This window comes from Ferruginibacter sp. (assembly GCF_014377975.1).
Lineage (GTDB): Bacteria > Bacteroidota > Bacteroidia > Chitinophagales > Chitinophagaceae > Ferruginibacter.
Genome location: NZ_JACMOO010000349.1, coordinates 1 through 17,236 on the forward strand (window position 1 = coordinate 1; position 17,236 = coordinate 17,236).

A 17,236-nucleotide genomic window follows, 5' to 3' on the forward strand; every position below is an offset into this window, starting at 1 on the left:
AGGCCTGTATTATTTTCTGGTGGAACATTTTCGTTGCTTAATAAGCGGTAGAAGGAACTGTTTTTATAAAATCCAGAATCTACGTACGATAAAAAAGCCGCTACTGTTTGCGGAGCATTCTCAGGAAACAACTCTATTTCCGCCTCACCATAACTGGTACTAAGCATTACATGAGGATTTTTATACTTAGTTTGTTTGCAGTTTACCAACACGAGAGTAAACAGCAAAAAAATACACTTCTTCATTCGGCAAATTACAGTGTTTTTGTTAAACCTTTTTCTTATTTTACCCATAGTAATTTTTTCCCCAGTGGGTATCTAAATCGACAAAATTTTTCTTAAAACATTCATTTTAATCCTTAAAATAAGTGGCATTGTTTTAGCATTTTAAAAATTCTAAAATTTTATGTTTATGCAAACAAATGAAAAAATAATAGAGGTACTAAACAACCTCGTTGAAATTAATAATGATCGTGTAGCAGGTTATGAAAAAGCCGTTGAAGAAACTAAAGACCTCGATATTGATTTGAGGGCAATTTTTCAAAGTATGGCCAACGACAGCAGAAAATACGCTGCTGAACTTACGCAGGAAGTAAACAAATTTGGCGGCGAGGCTAAGACCGATACCACAACAAGTGGCAAGATTCACCGGGCCTGGATGGAGGCTAAGGCAACATTTACTAGTAATGAGCGCCAGTCGATTTTAGACTCTTGCGAGTTTGGAGAAGATACCGCACAGAAAGCTTACGGAGAAGCCCTTGCTTCTGACGCAGAAATAAGTGTGGAAGTTCGCCAGTTGATTACTGGTCAGCAGGCCACATTGAAAGTTGCGCACAATCTTATTAAAAAATACAGAGACCTGCACCATGCGGTAAATGCCTGATATGGAAGATCAATTAAACAAACAGCTCCGTATTTTACGGGGCTGTTTGTTTAATAAAAGATATAGAAATTGAAGAATTTGTAACCTTCAGACACACACAATAAAAATAGCTGCTAATTATATTCAGTATACTTTTCACCCTTTACTTAACATAGTCATCTGCAATGCTGATGGCTTTACTGATAATAGCCAGCCCTTCATCAATTTGTGCTTTTGTAACACACAGTGGCGGAGCAACAAAAATATAGCTCCACCTTACAAATGTATACATACCCAGTTCTTTAATTTTTTCGGCAACTTTATTCATCACTTCCATTTGTACCCCAGTTGCATTAAAAGGTGCCATTGGTTCTTTGGTGATTTTACTTTTTACCAGTTCGATACAGCCCAGTAAACCAGTATTTCTAAAGTCTCCAATAGATGCATGCCTGTCTTTCAACAATTTTACCTCACATTCCATATAGCGGCCCATTTCAGCAGCATTCTCAATTAGGTGATCGGTTTCGTAAATATTTAATGTTTCCAATGCGGCAGCGCAGGCAACGGGGTGGGCGGAATAAGTTAGCCCAAGGGGAAGTACGGTATCATCGTATCTTGCGGCAATGGTATCGCTTACCATCAGGCAACCGAAAGGTAAGTATCCACAGGTAAGTCCTTTGGCCATGGCAATCATATCAGGTATGATATCATGATGCTCAAAACCAAACCATTTTCCGGTGCGCCCAAACCCACTCATTACCTCATCCATGATGAGCAAAATTCCGTGCTGTTTGCAAAGAGCACTTATTTTCGCTAAGTACCCCTTAGGATATTTCAGGCAACCGGATGAACCCGACTCGCCCTCCAATAAAATGGCAGCAATATTTGCAGGCCCCTCATACGCAATCATACGTTCCATTGAGGCGATTGTTTCTTTCAGTAAATTATCTTCCCCATGCTCCCAGCGATATAAATAAGGCAGGTCAAAATGTACAAAATTGGGTGCCTGCTGTGCATCGGCAGAAAGTTTTCTTGGATCACCACTTGCCGCCATAGCTCCGCTGCTTGATCCATGATAGGATTGATAACGGGTTAAAATTTTATGCCGTCCCGTGTAATGCCTGGCCAGTTTAATGGCGTTTTCTATAGACGTGGCACCGCATAAAGTAAAAAAGGCCTTATTCAAATTACCCGGACAAATAGCTGCAAGTTTCTTTCCCAGGTCGCCCCTTACCCGGGTTACGCAACCGGGTGTAACATAACTGATCTGCTGCATCTGTTTAACAACGGCATTGGTTATGCGCTGGTCGCCATGGCCGATATTTACATTCATTAATCCTGATGAAAAATCGAGGTAGCGTTTATCATCATAATCATACAGGTAAACCCCTTCGCCATATTTTAACGCAATGGGGTTAATACCTTTTTGTTTGCTCCAGGAAAATAAAGTATAATCCGTATTGTCCTGAATTACTTCCTGGCTTTCGGAGATGGTTTGTGTCTGCATATTTTTTTTGTGAAGTTTAACTTTGCCAAAGTTTTTAAGCTTTGATTACGACATCCAGTTCACCCCGGCCTCCGCATTCCATTTCACAGTACTTTTCCTCAGCTTAGTCCAGAATTGAATAGAACTTTTTCCGGTGATATCGCCCACGCCAAATTTACTTTCGTTCCATCCGCCAAAACTAAAAGGCTCTCTTGGCACCGGTACACCCACATTTACACCGATCATCCCCGCACTTGCCCGGTCAATGATGTAGCGGGCCATGGCGCCGTTTTGTGTAAACACACTGGCCGCATTACCATACGGACTGGCATTTTCAATCGTCAGTGCTTCGTCTACGGTATTGGTGCGCATGATAGAAATTACGGGACCGAAAATCTCTTCCGTTGCTACGCTCATTTGTGGTGTTACAAAATCAATGACCGTTGGCCCAACATAGCTTCCATTTTCTTTACCGTCCACTGTAGCATTGCGGCCATCTACCAAAATTTTTGCACCCTGCGTTTCCGCTTCAGTAATATATTTTTCAATCCTTTCTTTGGAGGCTTTGTTTATTACCGCACCAAGGTTTTTACCCGGCATAACTTTACGGGCTTCCTCACAAATTTTATCAATGATGTGATCAATATTTCCCACGCCAATCATGGCACCCGCAGCCATACAACGCTGGCCCGCACAACCACTCATACTGGCTACAACATTTTGTGCGGTCATGCTGGCAATGGCATCGGGCAAAACAAGCAAATGATTTTTGGCGCCACCCAATGCCAGACAACGTTTTAAATGGATGGTTGCTCTTTGGTACACCAGCTTAGCTACTTTGGTAGATCCCACAAAAGATACCGCTTCAATACCCGGGTGATCGCAAATGGCATTCACCATTTTGTCATTGCCGTGTACAATGTTAAACACGCCATCTGGCAGGCCTGCTTCTTTTAATAACTGAGCAATGAGGCCGCAACTCAGCGGCACTTTTTCTGACGGTTTTAATATCATGCAATTGCCCAAAGCGATTGCATTGGGTATCGTCCAGTTAGGTACCATGGCAGGAAAATTAAACGGAACAATAGAGGCTACAACACCCAGTGCAACATGCTCTGTTCGGCACTCAACACCTCTGCTAACTTCCAGCACTTCGCCAGTTACAAGCTGCGGTAAAGAAGTGGCAAACTCAGTGAGCTCAATACATTTTTCAATTTCAGCAACAGACTCACTATAGGTTTTTCCATTTTCTTCGCTGCACAATTTTGCCAGTTCATCCAAATGTTTTTCCAGTAAAAATTTATATTTAAAGAATACCTGCACTCTTTCTTTGATGGGTGTTTTACTCCAGGCTGCAAATGCTTTTTTTGCGGCCGCCACGGCATCATCGAGGTCGGATTGCACAGACAAGGGCACGGCAGATAAAAGCATTCCATCCAAAGGAGAAATTACAGGCAGTGATTCAGAAGAAGCGGTATCAACAAACTGACCGTTGATAAAATTTTGAACCTGGGAATATTTCATGGCGTTTTGTTTGCTATAAGTTTTGGAGAAATAAAAAAGTAATTTAAAAATAAATTTGCACAATGCCGGATGTAAATTTCTTTGCCGTTGATGTTCCGGGTATGATGGTGCAATAGACCTGATATGCAGGAACAATAACTACCCGGTAATTTCTATCAACCGGATTTTAAAAGAATCCGGTGTAAATCAAAGCAAAAGAACCCGAGTTTTAAAAGATATAAAATTTACTCATTCTTGTGAAAATTTACTAAAATATTAATGCAGTATTAGCCATTTATATGAGGCTTTTAATTATTTTCAGGTATGAAATTTTTTCTCTTATTCCTCCTGATAGTATCCATTTCTGCTACGGCACAAATAAACCCTTCCCATATTACAATTGCAAGAGACAGTTTTGGAGTACCGCATATTTTTGCACCTACAGATGCGGAAGTGGCTTACGGGCTTGCATGGGCTAATGCTGAAGATGACTTTACAACTTTACAATTAGTGGTACTTTCGGGCAAAGCCATGCTGGGAAGTGCTTTGGGTAAAAAAGGTGCACAGGCAGATTATGTAGTAAACCTGTTGCGATGCAGGCAACTGGTAGATAACCAATGGCAGACTTTAAGCCCTGATTTTGTAGCATTGATAAAAGGTTATGTCGCAGGATTGAATGCTTATGCCAAAGCTTTTCCAGGGCAGATAAAATACAAAAAGGCTTTTCCTTTTAATGAAAAAGAATACCTGACTGCAGTAGTTTTTTCTATAAGTATTTTTTGTGGAGCAGACCATGTATTGCCACAAATATTATCGGGTAAAATTGCCACCATTGGCTTTACTTCAAAAGGTTCTAACGCTTTTGCTTTTCATCCATCCCGAACCACTACCGGCGAAGCGTTCTTAGCCATCAATGCACACCAGCCTGTAGAAGGGCCAACGGCATTTTACGAGGCACACCTGCAAAGTGAAGAAGGCTGGAATATACTGGGTGGCCTGTTTCCGGGCGGATGCCTTATTTTTCATGGCACCAACGAAAATCTGGGATGGGCACACACAGTAAATAACCAGGATAAGATTGATGTGTTTCAATTACAAATGAACCCAAACAATAAAAACCAATACCTGTTTGATGGAGAATGGGTTAACCTGGAAGTTGCCAAAGCAAAACTGCACGTTAAAGGCATTCCAGTTACCATTGGCAAAAAAGTTTACTGGAGTAAATATGGTGCAACGGTAAAATCAAAACAAGGTGTATTTAGCATACGGCTGGGTGCCAATATGGATTGTAAAGCGTTGGAACAATGGTACCGGATGAACAAGGCAAAAAACTTTACTGAATTTTATAAGGCGCTCAGTATGGTGAGCCTTCCCATGTTCAACATTATGTATGCAGACAGATATGATACTATTTTCTACATCAGCAATGGTAAAATACCTTTTAGAAATCCTGACCCGAAATACCAGTGGCGCAGCACCGTAACAGGTAATACCAGCGCTACTTTATGGAACGAGTTTAAACCCATTACAGCCCTGCCACAGTACATTAATCCACCTTCCGGATATTTATTTAATACCAATCATTCGCCTTTTTTAGCAACAGACCCTCTCTATAATCTTAACCCCAAATTATTTGACAAAAATGATGGGTATGAGCTGTTTGACAATAACCGGAGTAAACGTTTTACCGAATTAATGAAAGGGATTGACAAGATGGATTATGAACATTTTAAACGGATAAAATTTGATGAGCAATACCCGGCCACTTTGCAGTTTGCCTACACTATCGACAGTATGATGCAGCTGGATGCAAATGCTCATCCTTTGTTAAAAAACATCATCATTAACTTTCAGCAATGGGATAAAAATGCCATAGCAAACAGTAAGGGTGCCGCTGTATTTTTATTGGTTTACCAATACCTTGTAAAAAAATTAGCAGGCAATGCGCCAAGGGCTATAACGGTACAGGAGGGTATAGAAACCTATCAGTATGTATATGACTATATGATGAAATACTTCAACAGCACCAATCTTGTACTTGGCGATATTCAGAAATTGGTAAGGGGCGAAGATGTTAGGCCTGCTGGTGGATTGCCGGATGTATTGGCCGCGGCATATACAGCACCTTATAAAAATGGCATGTTGAGAGTTACTACTGGCGACGCCTATATTTGTTTTGTACGATATCCTAAAAACGGCTTGCCCATTATTGAATCGGTCAATACTTTTGGTGCATCCAGCCATCCCGATTCTCCGCACTACAAAGACCAGCTGGAACTTTTTCAGCACCATCAAACCAAACACATGACCCTGGATAAAAACGAAGTGTTGCAACATGCAATAAAAATTTATCACCCGGTAAATAATTGATTATTTACTCATCCTGCATATTTTCTGTAGCATCAAAAGCACCGCCGGAACCGTCAGATTCCTGTTCATCTTTTTGATCCTTTTTTTTATTTATTTTTTCGCCATCGGTAATGTTTACCGCAGCAATTTTTTTCGCCACCGGGGTAGATGGATTGATGATAGCTTCACTAGCATTTCCATGTGGAAATCCTTTAAAATCCTGGTCTATTTTATTATCAGGATTACTGGCTACTTCTTCATGCTCTTTTATTGGATCAGGTGGTTTGTTCATATAATTTTTTTATAAATAGAGAGAATGCTGTGCCAAACTTTTGTTTGCGATATTGTGCAACATAAAAAACGTGCAGGCGATGCTGCACGTTTTTAAAATTACATGTTGTAAAAATTTTTAAGAAAGAAGAAGTAGTTACTCCACTTTAAAATCTACTTTGTTATCTCCCCAAAGCAAGGTTACTGTTCCACTTTTACTAATGGTAAAGGTCATTTTTTCTGCAAAGGCAGCAGCCTTGCCTGCATTGGCTTTTACCCTTAAGGCATCTTCTGCCATCTTGTAATCATAAGCGCCCCATTGATTCCATGTTTTGTTAAAAATAATGGTCCATTGTCCATCACCAGCAATACTAAATAAACTGTATTTACCTGCTGGTAAATCCTGGCCATTTATTTTAACATTCTTACTGGTTTCAAATATAGTAGCCTCGTTGGCACCGGTGCGCCAAACTGCGTTACCTTTTGGCTCCAGGTCTTTACCAATTGTGCGACCCTTAATCGCAGGCTGGCTGTAATCAATACTAATAATTGCACCAGAGGCAATTATTTCAGTAACTTTTGCAGGCGGGCTGGGCCTTTTACTTTTATCTTCCTTTTTTTCCTGTGCAAATAATGTGGTGGTTGCAAGTAACAAACCAGCCATTGAAAGAACCGTAAATACTTTTTTCATAAACTTTTGTTTTTTTTATTTAATTAATACCAAAATACCAAGATTTATACAACTGTTAAATAATTCTTTTGCGAAGATAAGGCAGCATTTATTGTTTGAAAAACATCTTTCATTTTGAAAGGTTCACTCAGGAAATAATCTGCGTCCTGTGCAATATCTGTTATAGGAGCATCCTACAACACCGGGATCATAATCAGTGGTACCGGAGCAATCTGCTGATTGGGTTTAAAATTTCCACATACTTGCTTACCTATTACACTGTATAAAAGCATATCCATTATGGCTGGATAGACCTGTAAGTTTCCACAAAACTTTCAATATTGTCAAAATCGTCTTTTGCTGTTATTTTATATCCATTTATTTCCAGCATGGTTTTAATCATAAACAAGACAGCTGTTTTATCATCCATTATTTGAAGGTCACCCTGTTTATTTTGCATAGCCCATTAAATAGTTTATATCAGTTTTGTACAAACTAAGTGAAAATAAAAAACACATTTTTTACCAGCTCTCTGTCAATACAAATTTTTCGTCATTTCGTTCTATACTTTTAGCAGCAATAAATAATCCAATTCGGAAATCAGCAAAATATTTTTTCGCTTTTTTAGTTCCCACGTTAAAGCTGAAATATTTTTTGCTGAAATATATGCCAACGATTTATTTTTCCAGATGATTTTATATAGGTAAAACCTTTGGTCAGCGAAACAGGATATTTGTTGACTTTCGATTTTCAGAAAAACACCCGGCGATTTTTTATCACTTCCTTAACTTCTTCTTTACGCCAAGGTTTTTATACATTTCAATGCTGGCTGTTTGTATTGGAAAATATGACCCCTAAAAATTGTCAGGTGGATGGTTAATTGTATTTCCATAATTTTAAAATTTCTTTCGCTTTTTAGCAGATTATATGCTGACTTTACATGTACCGCAATTTTATTGGCAATTACCCTGGACATTAATTTTAGTATCACCGCAAAAGAATTCTTGATTTGCAATATTGATTTAAAGAAAAATATTAAATTAAAGTAATGCATTAACCAGCTGCCAAAACAAATTATGTGTTGACTATTTCAATATTACAAGGCATGATATTAGTACGCAATATTATAAAATTTAAAGCTCCATTTTAGCCGGCTTATAGGGATAAATAAAAAATAAAAGATTAAAAAAAATGATGAGTAACCAAAGAAAAAATAAACAAACTGACCTCTTTGAAATGTTGCCTCAAGCTATAGCTGCATTAAAAAAAAATATTATTGTTCCTATTTTTGGAGATGGCCGCTCTGATAAATATGCCAATGAAAGGCCGCCATTAAGATCTGAATTATTTACTGAACTTCAACTGGAACAGCATGCCAGCGCAATTTCCAGGAAACACCAGCTTATTTCCGGCCATCCGTCAGAACAGTTGTTGAAACGGCTTGCAGAAAATGAAAATATTTTATTACAAGTGCATGCGGCTTTAACCGAGGCAGTAAAAAACAATACGCGGATAGTGCCAGCCGGAGAATGGCTGCTGGATAATTTTTACCTGATTGAAGAACAGATCTATACAGGAAAAAAACATTTGCCCAAAGGATACAGCAAGGGGTTGCCGCAACTTTTAAAAGGAGAATCTGCAGGATTACCGAGGGTATATGATATAGCTGTAGAAATTATTTCCCATAGTGACGGACATGTTGACCTTAACAGCCTGGTTAGTTTTGTCACTGCTTATCAAACCAACACCTGGTTAAAATTAGGCGAATTGTGGGCAATTCCCATTATGCTGCGTCTGGCGCTGATTGAGAATCTGCGTCGTCTTTCCATACAGATCGCTAGCGATATTATTAATAAAACCCTGGCCAATAAATGGGCTGATAATATGATGGATGCTGCGAAAAATGATCCAAAAAACCTAGTATTGGTTATCGCAGATATGGCAAGAAGCGAACCGCCCATGGACAGTGCCTTTGTGGCTGAATTAACGAGGCGGCTACAGGAAAAAGGCAACGCACTATCATTGCCGCTTAACTGGATAGAACAGCGCTTGTCGGAAGACAGTCTTACCAGCAACGAACTGATACATCAGGAAAACCAAAAGCAGGCAGCCGACCAGGTTTCTATCAGCAACAGCATCAGCAGCCTTCGCTTTTTAAGTACCACAGACTGGAGGGAGTTTGTAGAAAATACCAGTATTGTTGAACAGGTATTGCGTCGGGATATCAATGGTGTATATGCGCAAATGGATTTTTATACCCGGGATAATTACAGGCATGTGGTTGAAAAAATTGCGAAAAAAAGTAGCTTAACAGAAAAGGAAGTGGCAGAAATGGTGTTGCAGCTTGCCGAAGAAAATGCACAAAAAACTGACGACCCGAGGTTAATTCATGTAGGCTATTTTCTTACCTGCGAAGGGTTGGTACAAATGCAGCAACTTTCTAAAATGCAGTTCTCCAAAATAGATTTATGTAAAAAAATATTTAATAAAATTCCGTTGCTTATTTACGCCGGGGGTATTGTACTGATGTCGGCATTACTATCCTGGTACCTGGTGTATGTAACGTATAAAGAAGGCGTATCAGACAAGCAGTTGATTATAGTGGGCATTTTAATTTTACTGGCCACCAGCCGTTTATCCGTAGCCGTTATAAACTGGCTGGCAAACCTTATTGCCCAGCCATTTTTATTACCCCGCATGAATTTTTCAAACGGTATACCTCAACAACACCGTTCCATGGTAGTTGTACCCACCATTCTTAGTTCTGTAGAGGGAATTAATGATTTGGCCGAAGGACTGGAAGTACGTTTTTTAGCCAACAGAGACGAACACCTACAGTATGCATTGGTAACCGATTTTAAAGATGCGCTTACCGAAACTTTACCTGAAGATAAATTACTGGAAGAAAACGTTCGCAATAAAATCATTGAATTAAACAAAAAATACGACCGTCAAACCAATGATACTTTTTTTCTATTTCACCGAAACAGAAAATACAATGCAAAAGATAAAATATGGATGGGCTACGAACGCAAACGGGGAAAATTAGCCGAACTAAATTCATTGATACTTGGTAATGATCAAAATTATTTTTCGCTTATTGTTGGAGACGAAGCCATTTACAGGTCGGTAAAATATATCATTACCCTTGATACAGATACACAGTTACCCAGGGATGCTGGCTGGAAAATGGTGGCCACCCTGGCGCATCCTTTAAATTGTGCTGAATATTCGCAAAAGAAAAAAAGAGTAACCAATGGTTATACCATATTACAGCCAAGGGTTAGTAACAGTTTGCCTGGCAGCTGTAGTTCTATCTACACAAAAATTCATGGCAACGAGCCAGGTACCGATCCCTATACCAGGGCTACGTCGGATGTGTACCAGGATCTTTTTAAAGAAGGATCTTTTATTGGAAAAGGCATTTACAATGTGGCGGCTTTTGAAAACGCTTTGCACAATGTATTACCAGACAATTCCATTTTAAGTCATGATCTTTTAGAAGGTTGTTACACCCGCTCAGGATTGATTACAGATATCCAGTTGTATGAAGCATATCCTGCCCGGTACAGTACCGATATGCAACGAAGGCATCGATGGATAAGGGGCGACTGGCAGATAGCCAACTGGATTTTACCTTTTGTTCCGGCGGCCAATAAAAAGATTGTAAAGAATCCGCTGTCATTATTATCCAAATGGAAAATTTTTGACAATATCCGGCGCAGCCTGATACCGCAGGCGTTGCTGCTGTTACTTTTATACGGCTGGGTATTTTCACCGGCGCCCATATTCTGGACGGTTGCGGTTTCGCTGATTGTTTTATTGCCCGCCATTATCAGCTTTTGCTGGTCGCTGATCAACAGACCGGCAGATGTCCTTTTTTCACAGCATTTTATTTTTTCCTTTCGTTCTGCAAGCGATCAGTTTTATCAATATGTAATTGAACTTTTTTGTTTGCCCTACGAAGCATTTTCCAATACCGATGCTATTTTACGCACGCTTTGGCGCATGTTTATCAGTCATAAAAACCTGCTGCAATGGAACTCTTATCACAGCACCCTGGCTTATAATAGAACAATTGCAGCGGTGTATACCACCATGTGGTTTGGCCCTTTTCTTTCAGTTGCATTGTTTGTTTATTTAACAATGTATGTTCCCGCATCACTGATTTTTGCGGTGCCTTTTATAGCTATCTGGTTACTGGGCCCTTTTGTAGCCTGGTTTATAAGCAGGGAAGCTTCACCGGAAAAAGACATAGTTTCTGCAGAACAAAATATTTTTTTACGGGTACTGGGCAGAAAAATATGGGGCTTTTTTGAAACCTTTGTAAATGAAAAAGATAACTGGCTTCCGCCAGATAATTATCAGGAAGATCCGGTAGAAAGAGTTGCCCACCGTACCTCACCAACCAATATAGGCCTGAGTTTACTGGCCATTTTAACTGCACACGATTTTGGTTACATTGTAACCGAAGAGGTGATCATGCGCACTACCAATACGCTTGACACGCTGCAGCAAATGGAAAAATACCGGGGTCATTTTTATAACTGGTACGATACAGAAACCCTTGCTCCGTTATCTCCGCGATACATTTCAACGGTAGACAGCGGCAACCTTACAGGCCACCTTGTTACCATGCAGCAGGGCTTGTTATTACTGGCAGATAAAAAAATATTTACCGAAAGAATGTATGAGGGCCTCCTGGACGCAATGGCAGTGCTGATTGAAAAAACGAATGCGTCAGAACCGCTGAAAGAATTGTATGAAAAGATTGAGAAAGGCTATGAGGACAACAGCCAAACGGTAGCCATTGCTAAAGCATACCTCGGTGAAATAGATTCCTTTTTTACAAAAATAATGATTGACCTGGATTTTGTGCCCGATAATGAAGATGATATCTGGTCTCAAAAAGTGATGCTGCAAATAACAAATGCCAAACAGCAATTACATTCATTTGTTCCATGGCTCTTATTGCCACCGCCACCGGAAAAATTTCAACATTTAATTGATGAGTTACCGCCCGTTCCCACCATAAAACAACTGGCTAAAATTGAACAAAATTTGTTGCAGCAAATTTTTGCCGCTTACGCTGCTGATAATATACCGGAAGAAAATGAATGGCTTACTCATTTCAGGCAATTTATTACAGAGGCAGGCAGAAGGGGTAAAGAAATTTTATTAACGCTCGAAAGGCTGGCAAATAAATGTGCTTCACTTTCTATCGTAGAATATGATTTTTTATACGACCGTTCACAACACCTGCTAACCATTGGCTATAACGTAGACGAACACCGCAGAGATAACAGTTATTACGATCTGCTGGCATCAGAAGCAAGGCTTACCACGTTTATTGCAATCGCACAGGGAAAACTGCCGCAGGAAAGCTGGTTTTCATTGGGTCGTCAGCTAACCAACCTCGGCACCAGCCCCATACTTTTATCGTGGAGTGGCTCTATGTTTGAATACCTGATGCCTTTACTTGTAATGCCTACTTATGAAAATACTTTGCTGGATCAAACTTATAAAGCGGTTATTCAAAAGCAAATTGATTATGGAAAAAAAAGGGGCGTTCCATGGGGCATTTCAGAGTCGGGCTATAACATGGTGGATGCCCATTTAAATTATCAGTACCGGGCTTTTGGCGTACCTGGCCTGGGCTTAAAACGCGGGCTGGGAGAAGACCTGGTAATTTCGCCCTACTCTACCATCATGTCGCTGATGATAGCGCCACAGGATGCTTGTGATAACCTGCAGGTATTAAAAGAAGCAGGCTTTGAAGGACAGTACGGATATTACGAAGCAATTGATTATACCGCTTCCCGTCTGTTAAGAAGGCAAACCAGCTCGGTGGTAAAATCATTTATGGCGCATCACCAGGGCATGAGCTTTTTATCATTGGGGTATGTTTTATTTGATAAGCCGATGCAGCAAAGATTTGAAAATGATGTTCAGGTAAAAGCGACCTTGCTATTGTTGCAGGAAAGAATACCAAGGGTTACCACATTTTATTCACCCGGTGTACATACAGACGATTCCAGTGTTAACCCTACCATTGATACTTCCATGCGGGTGATTAATACACCGCATACCAGTATTCCGGAAGTACAGTTGTTATCTAACGGCAGGTACAATGTAATGGTAACCAATGCCGGCGGCGGTTACAGCCGCTGGAAGAACATTTCGCTTACCCGTTGGCGGGAGGATTGTACCGCTGATAACTGGGGTACCTTCTGTTATATCCGCGACTTGGATAACGATGCATTCTGGTCGTCCGCCTTTCAGCCATCGCTGCAGGAAGGCAATAATTATGAAGCAGTATTTTCACAGGGAAGGGCAGAGTTCCGCCGCAGAGATTTTTCGCTTGAAACGCATACCGAAATTGTGGTATCGCCGGAAGATGATATTGAATTAAGAAGAATCCACATTACCAACCGCAGCCGTAAAAGAAGGACACTTGAAATAACGAGTTATGCCGAAGTGGTCCTCACCACAGCTGCTGCCGATGAGGCACATCCTGCCTTCAGCAATCTTTTTGTACAAACAGAAATTAACCAGCAACGAAATACCATTTTTTGTACAAGAAGACCGAGGTCGGTAGATGAACAGCCACCCTGGATGTTTCATTTAATGAAAGTACATGATGCAACCATCGAAAATATTACTTACGAAACAGACCGTGACCAGTTTATTGGCCGTGGAAATACCATCAACGTACCTAAAGTAATGCGGCAAACAAATGGGTTGTCAGGCAGCAGCGGCTCGGTACTGGATCCGGTTATTTCTATTCAATACCGCATAGTAATTGAGCCGCAGGAAACTGCTATTGTTGATATGATATTTGGTGTAGCCGAAACCAAAGAGGCTTGCAATATATTAGTAGATAAATACCAGGACAGACATCTTACCAACAGGGTACTTGAACTTGTATGGACACATAGCCAGGTTATTTTACGCCAGATAAATGCATCCGAAGCGGATGCGCAATTGTTTAGCAGACTGGCAAGTTCCATTATATTTTCCAATCCATCCCTGCGAACTGACCCTTCTACCATTATAAAAAACCAACGTGGTCAGTCTGGTTTATGGGGGTATTCAATTTCAGGTGATATACCCATTGTATTATTACAAATTGAAGACGCGGCCAATATCGGCCTTGTTAAACAACTGGTACAGGCCCATGCTTACTGGCGGTTAAAGGGACTGATGGTTGACCTGGTTATTTGGAACGAAGACCATGGCGGTTACAGGCAGGTTTTACACAACGATATACAAAGCCTTGTTGCACCGGGTCTTTCAGGCGACAGCAAGGAACATCCCGGAGGCATATTTATCCGTTCCGCCGACCAGATATCCAACGAAGACCGCATTCTTTTTCAAACAGTGGCACACATTGTAATTTCAGATGCATTGGGCCCGTTGGAAGAACAAATGAACCGGCGCAACAAATTAAAAACAAGCATTCCTTATTTTAGTCCCAGTAAATTTCATGCCTCTGTATTTACCAGCGTGCCTGCGGTTACCAACCTGCAGTTTTTTAACGGCACAGGTGGGTTTTCACCAGACGGAAAAGAGTACGTGATTACTACAACACCGAACCGCTTCACCCCGGCACCATGGGTTAATGTTTTAGCAAACCCGCAATTTGGTACTGTAGTTTCAGAAAGCGGGCAAGCGTATACCTGGACGGAAAATGCACATGAGCTGCGGCTTACCCCCTGGAATAATGACCCCATCGGTGATTTAAAAGGAGAAGCATTTTATTTAAGAGATGAAGAAAGTGGAAAATTCTGGTCGCCTTCGCCATTGCCTGTACGTGGGCTATCGCCTTATATAACCCGACATGGTTTTGGGTACAGCATATTTGAGCACAGTGAAAATGGAATTGAAAGCAGCATGTGTATGTATGTAGATATTGAAGCCCCCGTAAAATTCATAGTAATAAAAGTTCGTAACAATTCTACCCGCCCACGCCGTATTTCTGCAATTGGGTACGTGGAGTGGGTATTGGGTGATTTGCGTGCAAAAAATCTGATGCATACTATAACGGAAATAGATGTGCCGAGCGGGGCAATACTGGCCAGAAATCCCTATAACACTGAGTTTGGAGGCAGGGTTGCTTTTTTTGATGTGGATGATATAAATAAAACTCATACCACCGACCGCTCTGAATTTATTGGTCGTAATGGTACGTTAAACAATCCTGATGCATTGAACAGGGCAAAACTTTCCGGCAAAACGGGGGCGGCATTAGACCCCTGCGCAGCCATACAGGTGGTGTTTGACATTGATGAAGACCAGGATAAAGAAATTATTTTCAGGCTGGGGGCCGGAAAAAATCTGGAGGATGTAACCAGTATTATCCGGCGTTTTGAAGGAGCTTTGGCAGCAAGAAATGCATTGGACCGGGTACATGCTTTCTGGAAAAAAACCCTTGGAGCAGTACAGTTGGACACGCCCGACCGAGCCATTAATATCCTGGCAAATGGCTGGCTTAATTATCAAACACTGGCCTGCCGTATCTGGGCAAGAAGCGGCTTCTATCAATCCGGTGGTGCTTTTGGATTCAGGGATCAGTTGCAGGATGTTTTATCGCTGATACATACCAACCCCGAATTTTTAAGAGCGCAGATTTTATTGTGCGCTTCCCGGCAGTTTAAACAAGGCGATGTACAACACTGGTGGCATCCACCGGCAGGGCGTGGTGTCCGTACTACCTGTTCTGATGATTATTTGTGGCTGCCGTATGCCACCATAAGATACGTAATTGCAACAGGCGACGAGGCTATACTGGAAGAGCCTGTACATTTTTTAGAAGGCCGGTTATTAAACGAAGGAGAAGAATCTTATTTTGACCTGCCCATAAAATCGGATACTACTGCAACACTTTATCAGCATTGTATACAGGCCATTGAGCATGGGCTAAGATTCGGCGTAAACGGTCTGCCGTTGATGGGTACCGGCGACTGGAATGATGGCATGGACCAAGTGGGCAATCAGGGCAAAGGCGAAAGCGTTTGGCTGGCATTTTTTCTGTATGATATCCTGGTACATTTTAAACAAATAGCCGCTTTAAAAAAAGATACCGTTTTTGTTAATAAGTGTACACTGGAGGCTGAAAAATTACGATTGAATATTGATAAAAATGCCTGGGATGGCGAATGGTACCGGCGTGCTTATTTTGATGATGGCACTCCATTGGGCTCACACGAAAATGAAGAATGCCGGATAGATTCCATTGCACAAAGCTGGTCGGTATTATCTGGCGGAGGTAATAAGGAACGGTCGCTTGCCGCAATGCAATCTGCCGATAAATACCTGGTACAAAAAGAAGATGGCATTATACAATTATTTACCCCGCCATTTGACAAATCGGCCATGAACCCCGGTTATATAAAAGGATACGTACCAGGTGTAAGAGAAAATGGCGGACAATATACTCATGCGGCAATATGGCTGGTAATGGCTTTTGCTGCACTAAATAATAAAAAAAGAACATGGGAATTATTGCAGATGATTAACCCCTTGAACCGTGGCAATACAGCCGATAAGATTGCCGTGTATAAAACAGAACCTTATGTGATTGCTGCCGATGTATATGCAGAACCACTGCACAAAGGCCGGGGCGGATGGACATGGTACACAGGCTCTGCGGGATGGATGTATCAATTGATTTTAAATTCTTTTGCAGGGCTTAAAAAAGAAGGAGATCATTTACACTTCTCACCTTGTTTTCCAGAAACATGGGCTTCAGTTAAGCTCACTTATCATTACCAGGATACAGAATTTGCCATTGAAATAGTACAACAAAAAATAGATGAAGGCCAGATAAGTAAACTAATTGTGAATGGAGAGGAGCAACCCGGAATGTCCTTTTCTCTTTCTGATATGCTGGAAAATGCAAGAACTGTTTTAACAGAATCTTAATTGATCAAATTGCAGTAAAGTAACCATTTATTTATTACCGCAATAAATGGCTACTTTATTTATTACCGCAATAAATGGCTACTTTATTTATTTAATTGTTCTTCTTTTATAGAGATATCTACTTTTTCTTTTTTAATATCTGTCTTAATCCGTGCATACAAACTCATATAAAA

9 protein-coding genes are annotated in these 17,236 nt (G+C 40.8%); 3 read left to right on the forward strand and 6 right to left on the reverse strand.

The window, feature by feature from the left end; all coding sequences use genetic code 11:
* Positions 1-245: peptidylprolyl isomerase (locus H7254_RS17080; protein WP_301934119.1), on the reverse strand; the 245-nt coding region annotated here is incomplete at its 3' end.
* A gap of 166 nt (positions 246-411) precedes the next feature.
* Between H7254_RS17080 and H7254_RS17085 the strand changes: the two genes are divergently transcribed.
* Complete coding sequence (locus H7254_RS17085) at positions 412-882, forward strand: PA2169 family four-helix-bundle protein (RefSeq protein ID WP_301934120.1); 471 nt, start codon at positions 412-414, stop codon at positions 880-882.
* 142 nt (positions 883-1,024) lie between these two features.
* Here the strand turns inward: H7254_RS17085 and H7254_RS17090 are convergent, their stop codons facing one another.
* Together H7254_RS17090 and H7254_RS17095 are read right to left on the reverse strand one after the other, a co-directional pair.
* Positions 1,025-2,368 (reverse strand): aminotransferase class III-fold pyridoxal phosphate-dependent enzyme, encoded by a 1,344-nt coding sequence (locus H7254_RS17090; RefSeq protein WP_301934121.1) that lies wholly within the window; start codon positions 2,366-2,368, stop codon positions 1,025-1,027.
* Positions 2,369-2,413: 45 nt separating this feature from the next.
* Positions 2,414-3,871: a CoA-acylating methylmalonate-semialdehyde dehydrogenase gene (locus H7254_RS17095; protein ID WP_301934122.1), complete on the reverse strand. Its 1,458-nt coding sequence runs from the start codon at positions 3,869-3,871 to the stop codon at positions 2,414-2,416.
* Between the two features lie 303 nt (positions 3,872-4,174).
* On the opposite strand from H7254_RS17095, the gene H7254_RS17100 reads away from it, so the two are divergent.
* Entirely contained in the window at positions 4,175-6,220 is a 2,046-nt protein-coding gene (locus H7254_RS17100; protein WP_301934123.1) for a penicillin acylase family protein, read from the forward strand.
* A gap of 4 nt (positions 6,221-6,224) precedes the next feature.
* Here the strand turns inward: H7254_RS17100 and H7254_RS17105 are convergent, their stop codons facing one another.
* The 3 genes from H7254_RS17105 to H7254_RS17115 form a co-directional block, all read right to left on the reverse strand.
* Positions 6,225-6,491, reverse strand: coding sequence for a hypothetical protein (locus tag H7254_RS17105; RefSeq protein WP_301934124.1), 267 nt, complete (start codon positions 6,489-6,491; stop codon positions 6,225-6,227).
* A 135-nt stretch (positions 6,492-6,626) separates the two neighbouring features.
* Positions 6,627-7,160: a DUF2911 domain-containing protein gene (locus tag H7254_RS17110; protein WP_301934125.1), complete on the reverse strand. Its 534-nt coding sequence runs from the start codon at positions 7,158-7,160 to the stop codon at positions 6,627-6,629.
* 277 nt (positions 7,161-7,437) lie between these two features.
* Positions 7,438-7,599 carry a hypothetical protein gene (locus H7254_RS17115; RefSeq protein WP_301934126.1) on the reverse strand — a complete coding sequence of 54 codons (162 nt, stop codon included), beginning with the start codon at positions 7,597-7,599 and terminating at the stop codon, positions 7,438-7,440.
* A 731-nt stretch (positions 7,600-8,330) separates the two neighbouring features.
* On the opposite strand from H7254_RS17115, the gene H7254_RS17120 reads away from it, so the two are divergent.
* Complete coding sequence (locus H7254_RS17120; protein WP_301934127.1) at positions 8,331-17,063, forward strand: glucoamylase family protein; 8,733 nt, start codon at positions 8,331-8,333, stop codon at positions 17,061-17,063.
* Positions 17,064-17,236 lie beyond the last annotated feature (173 nt).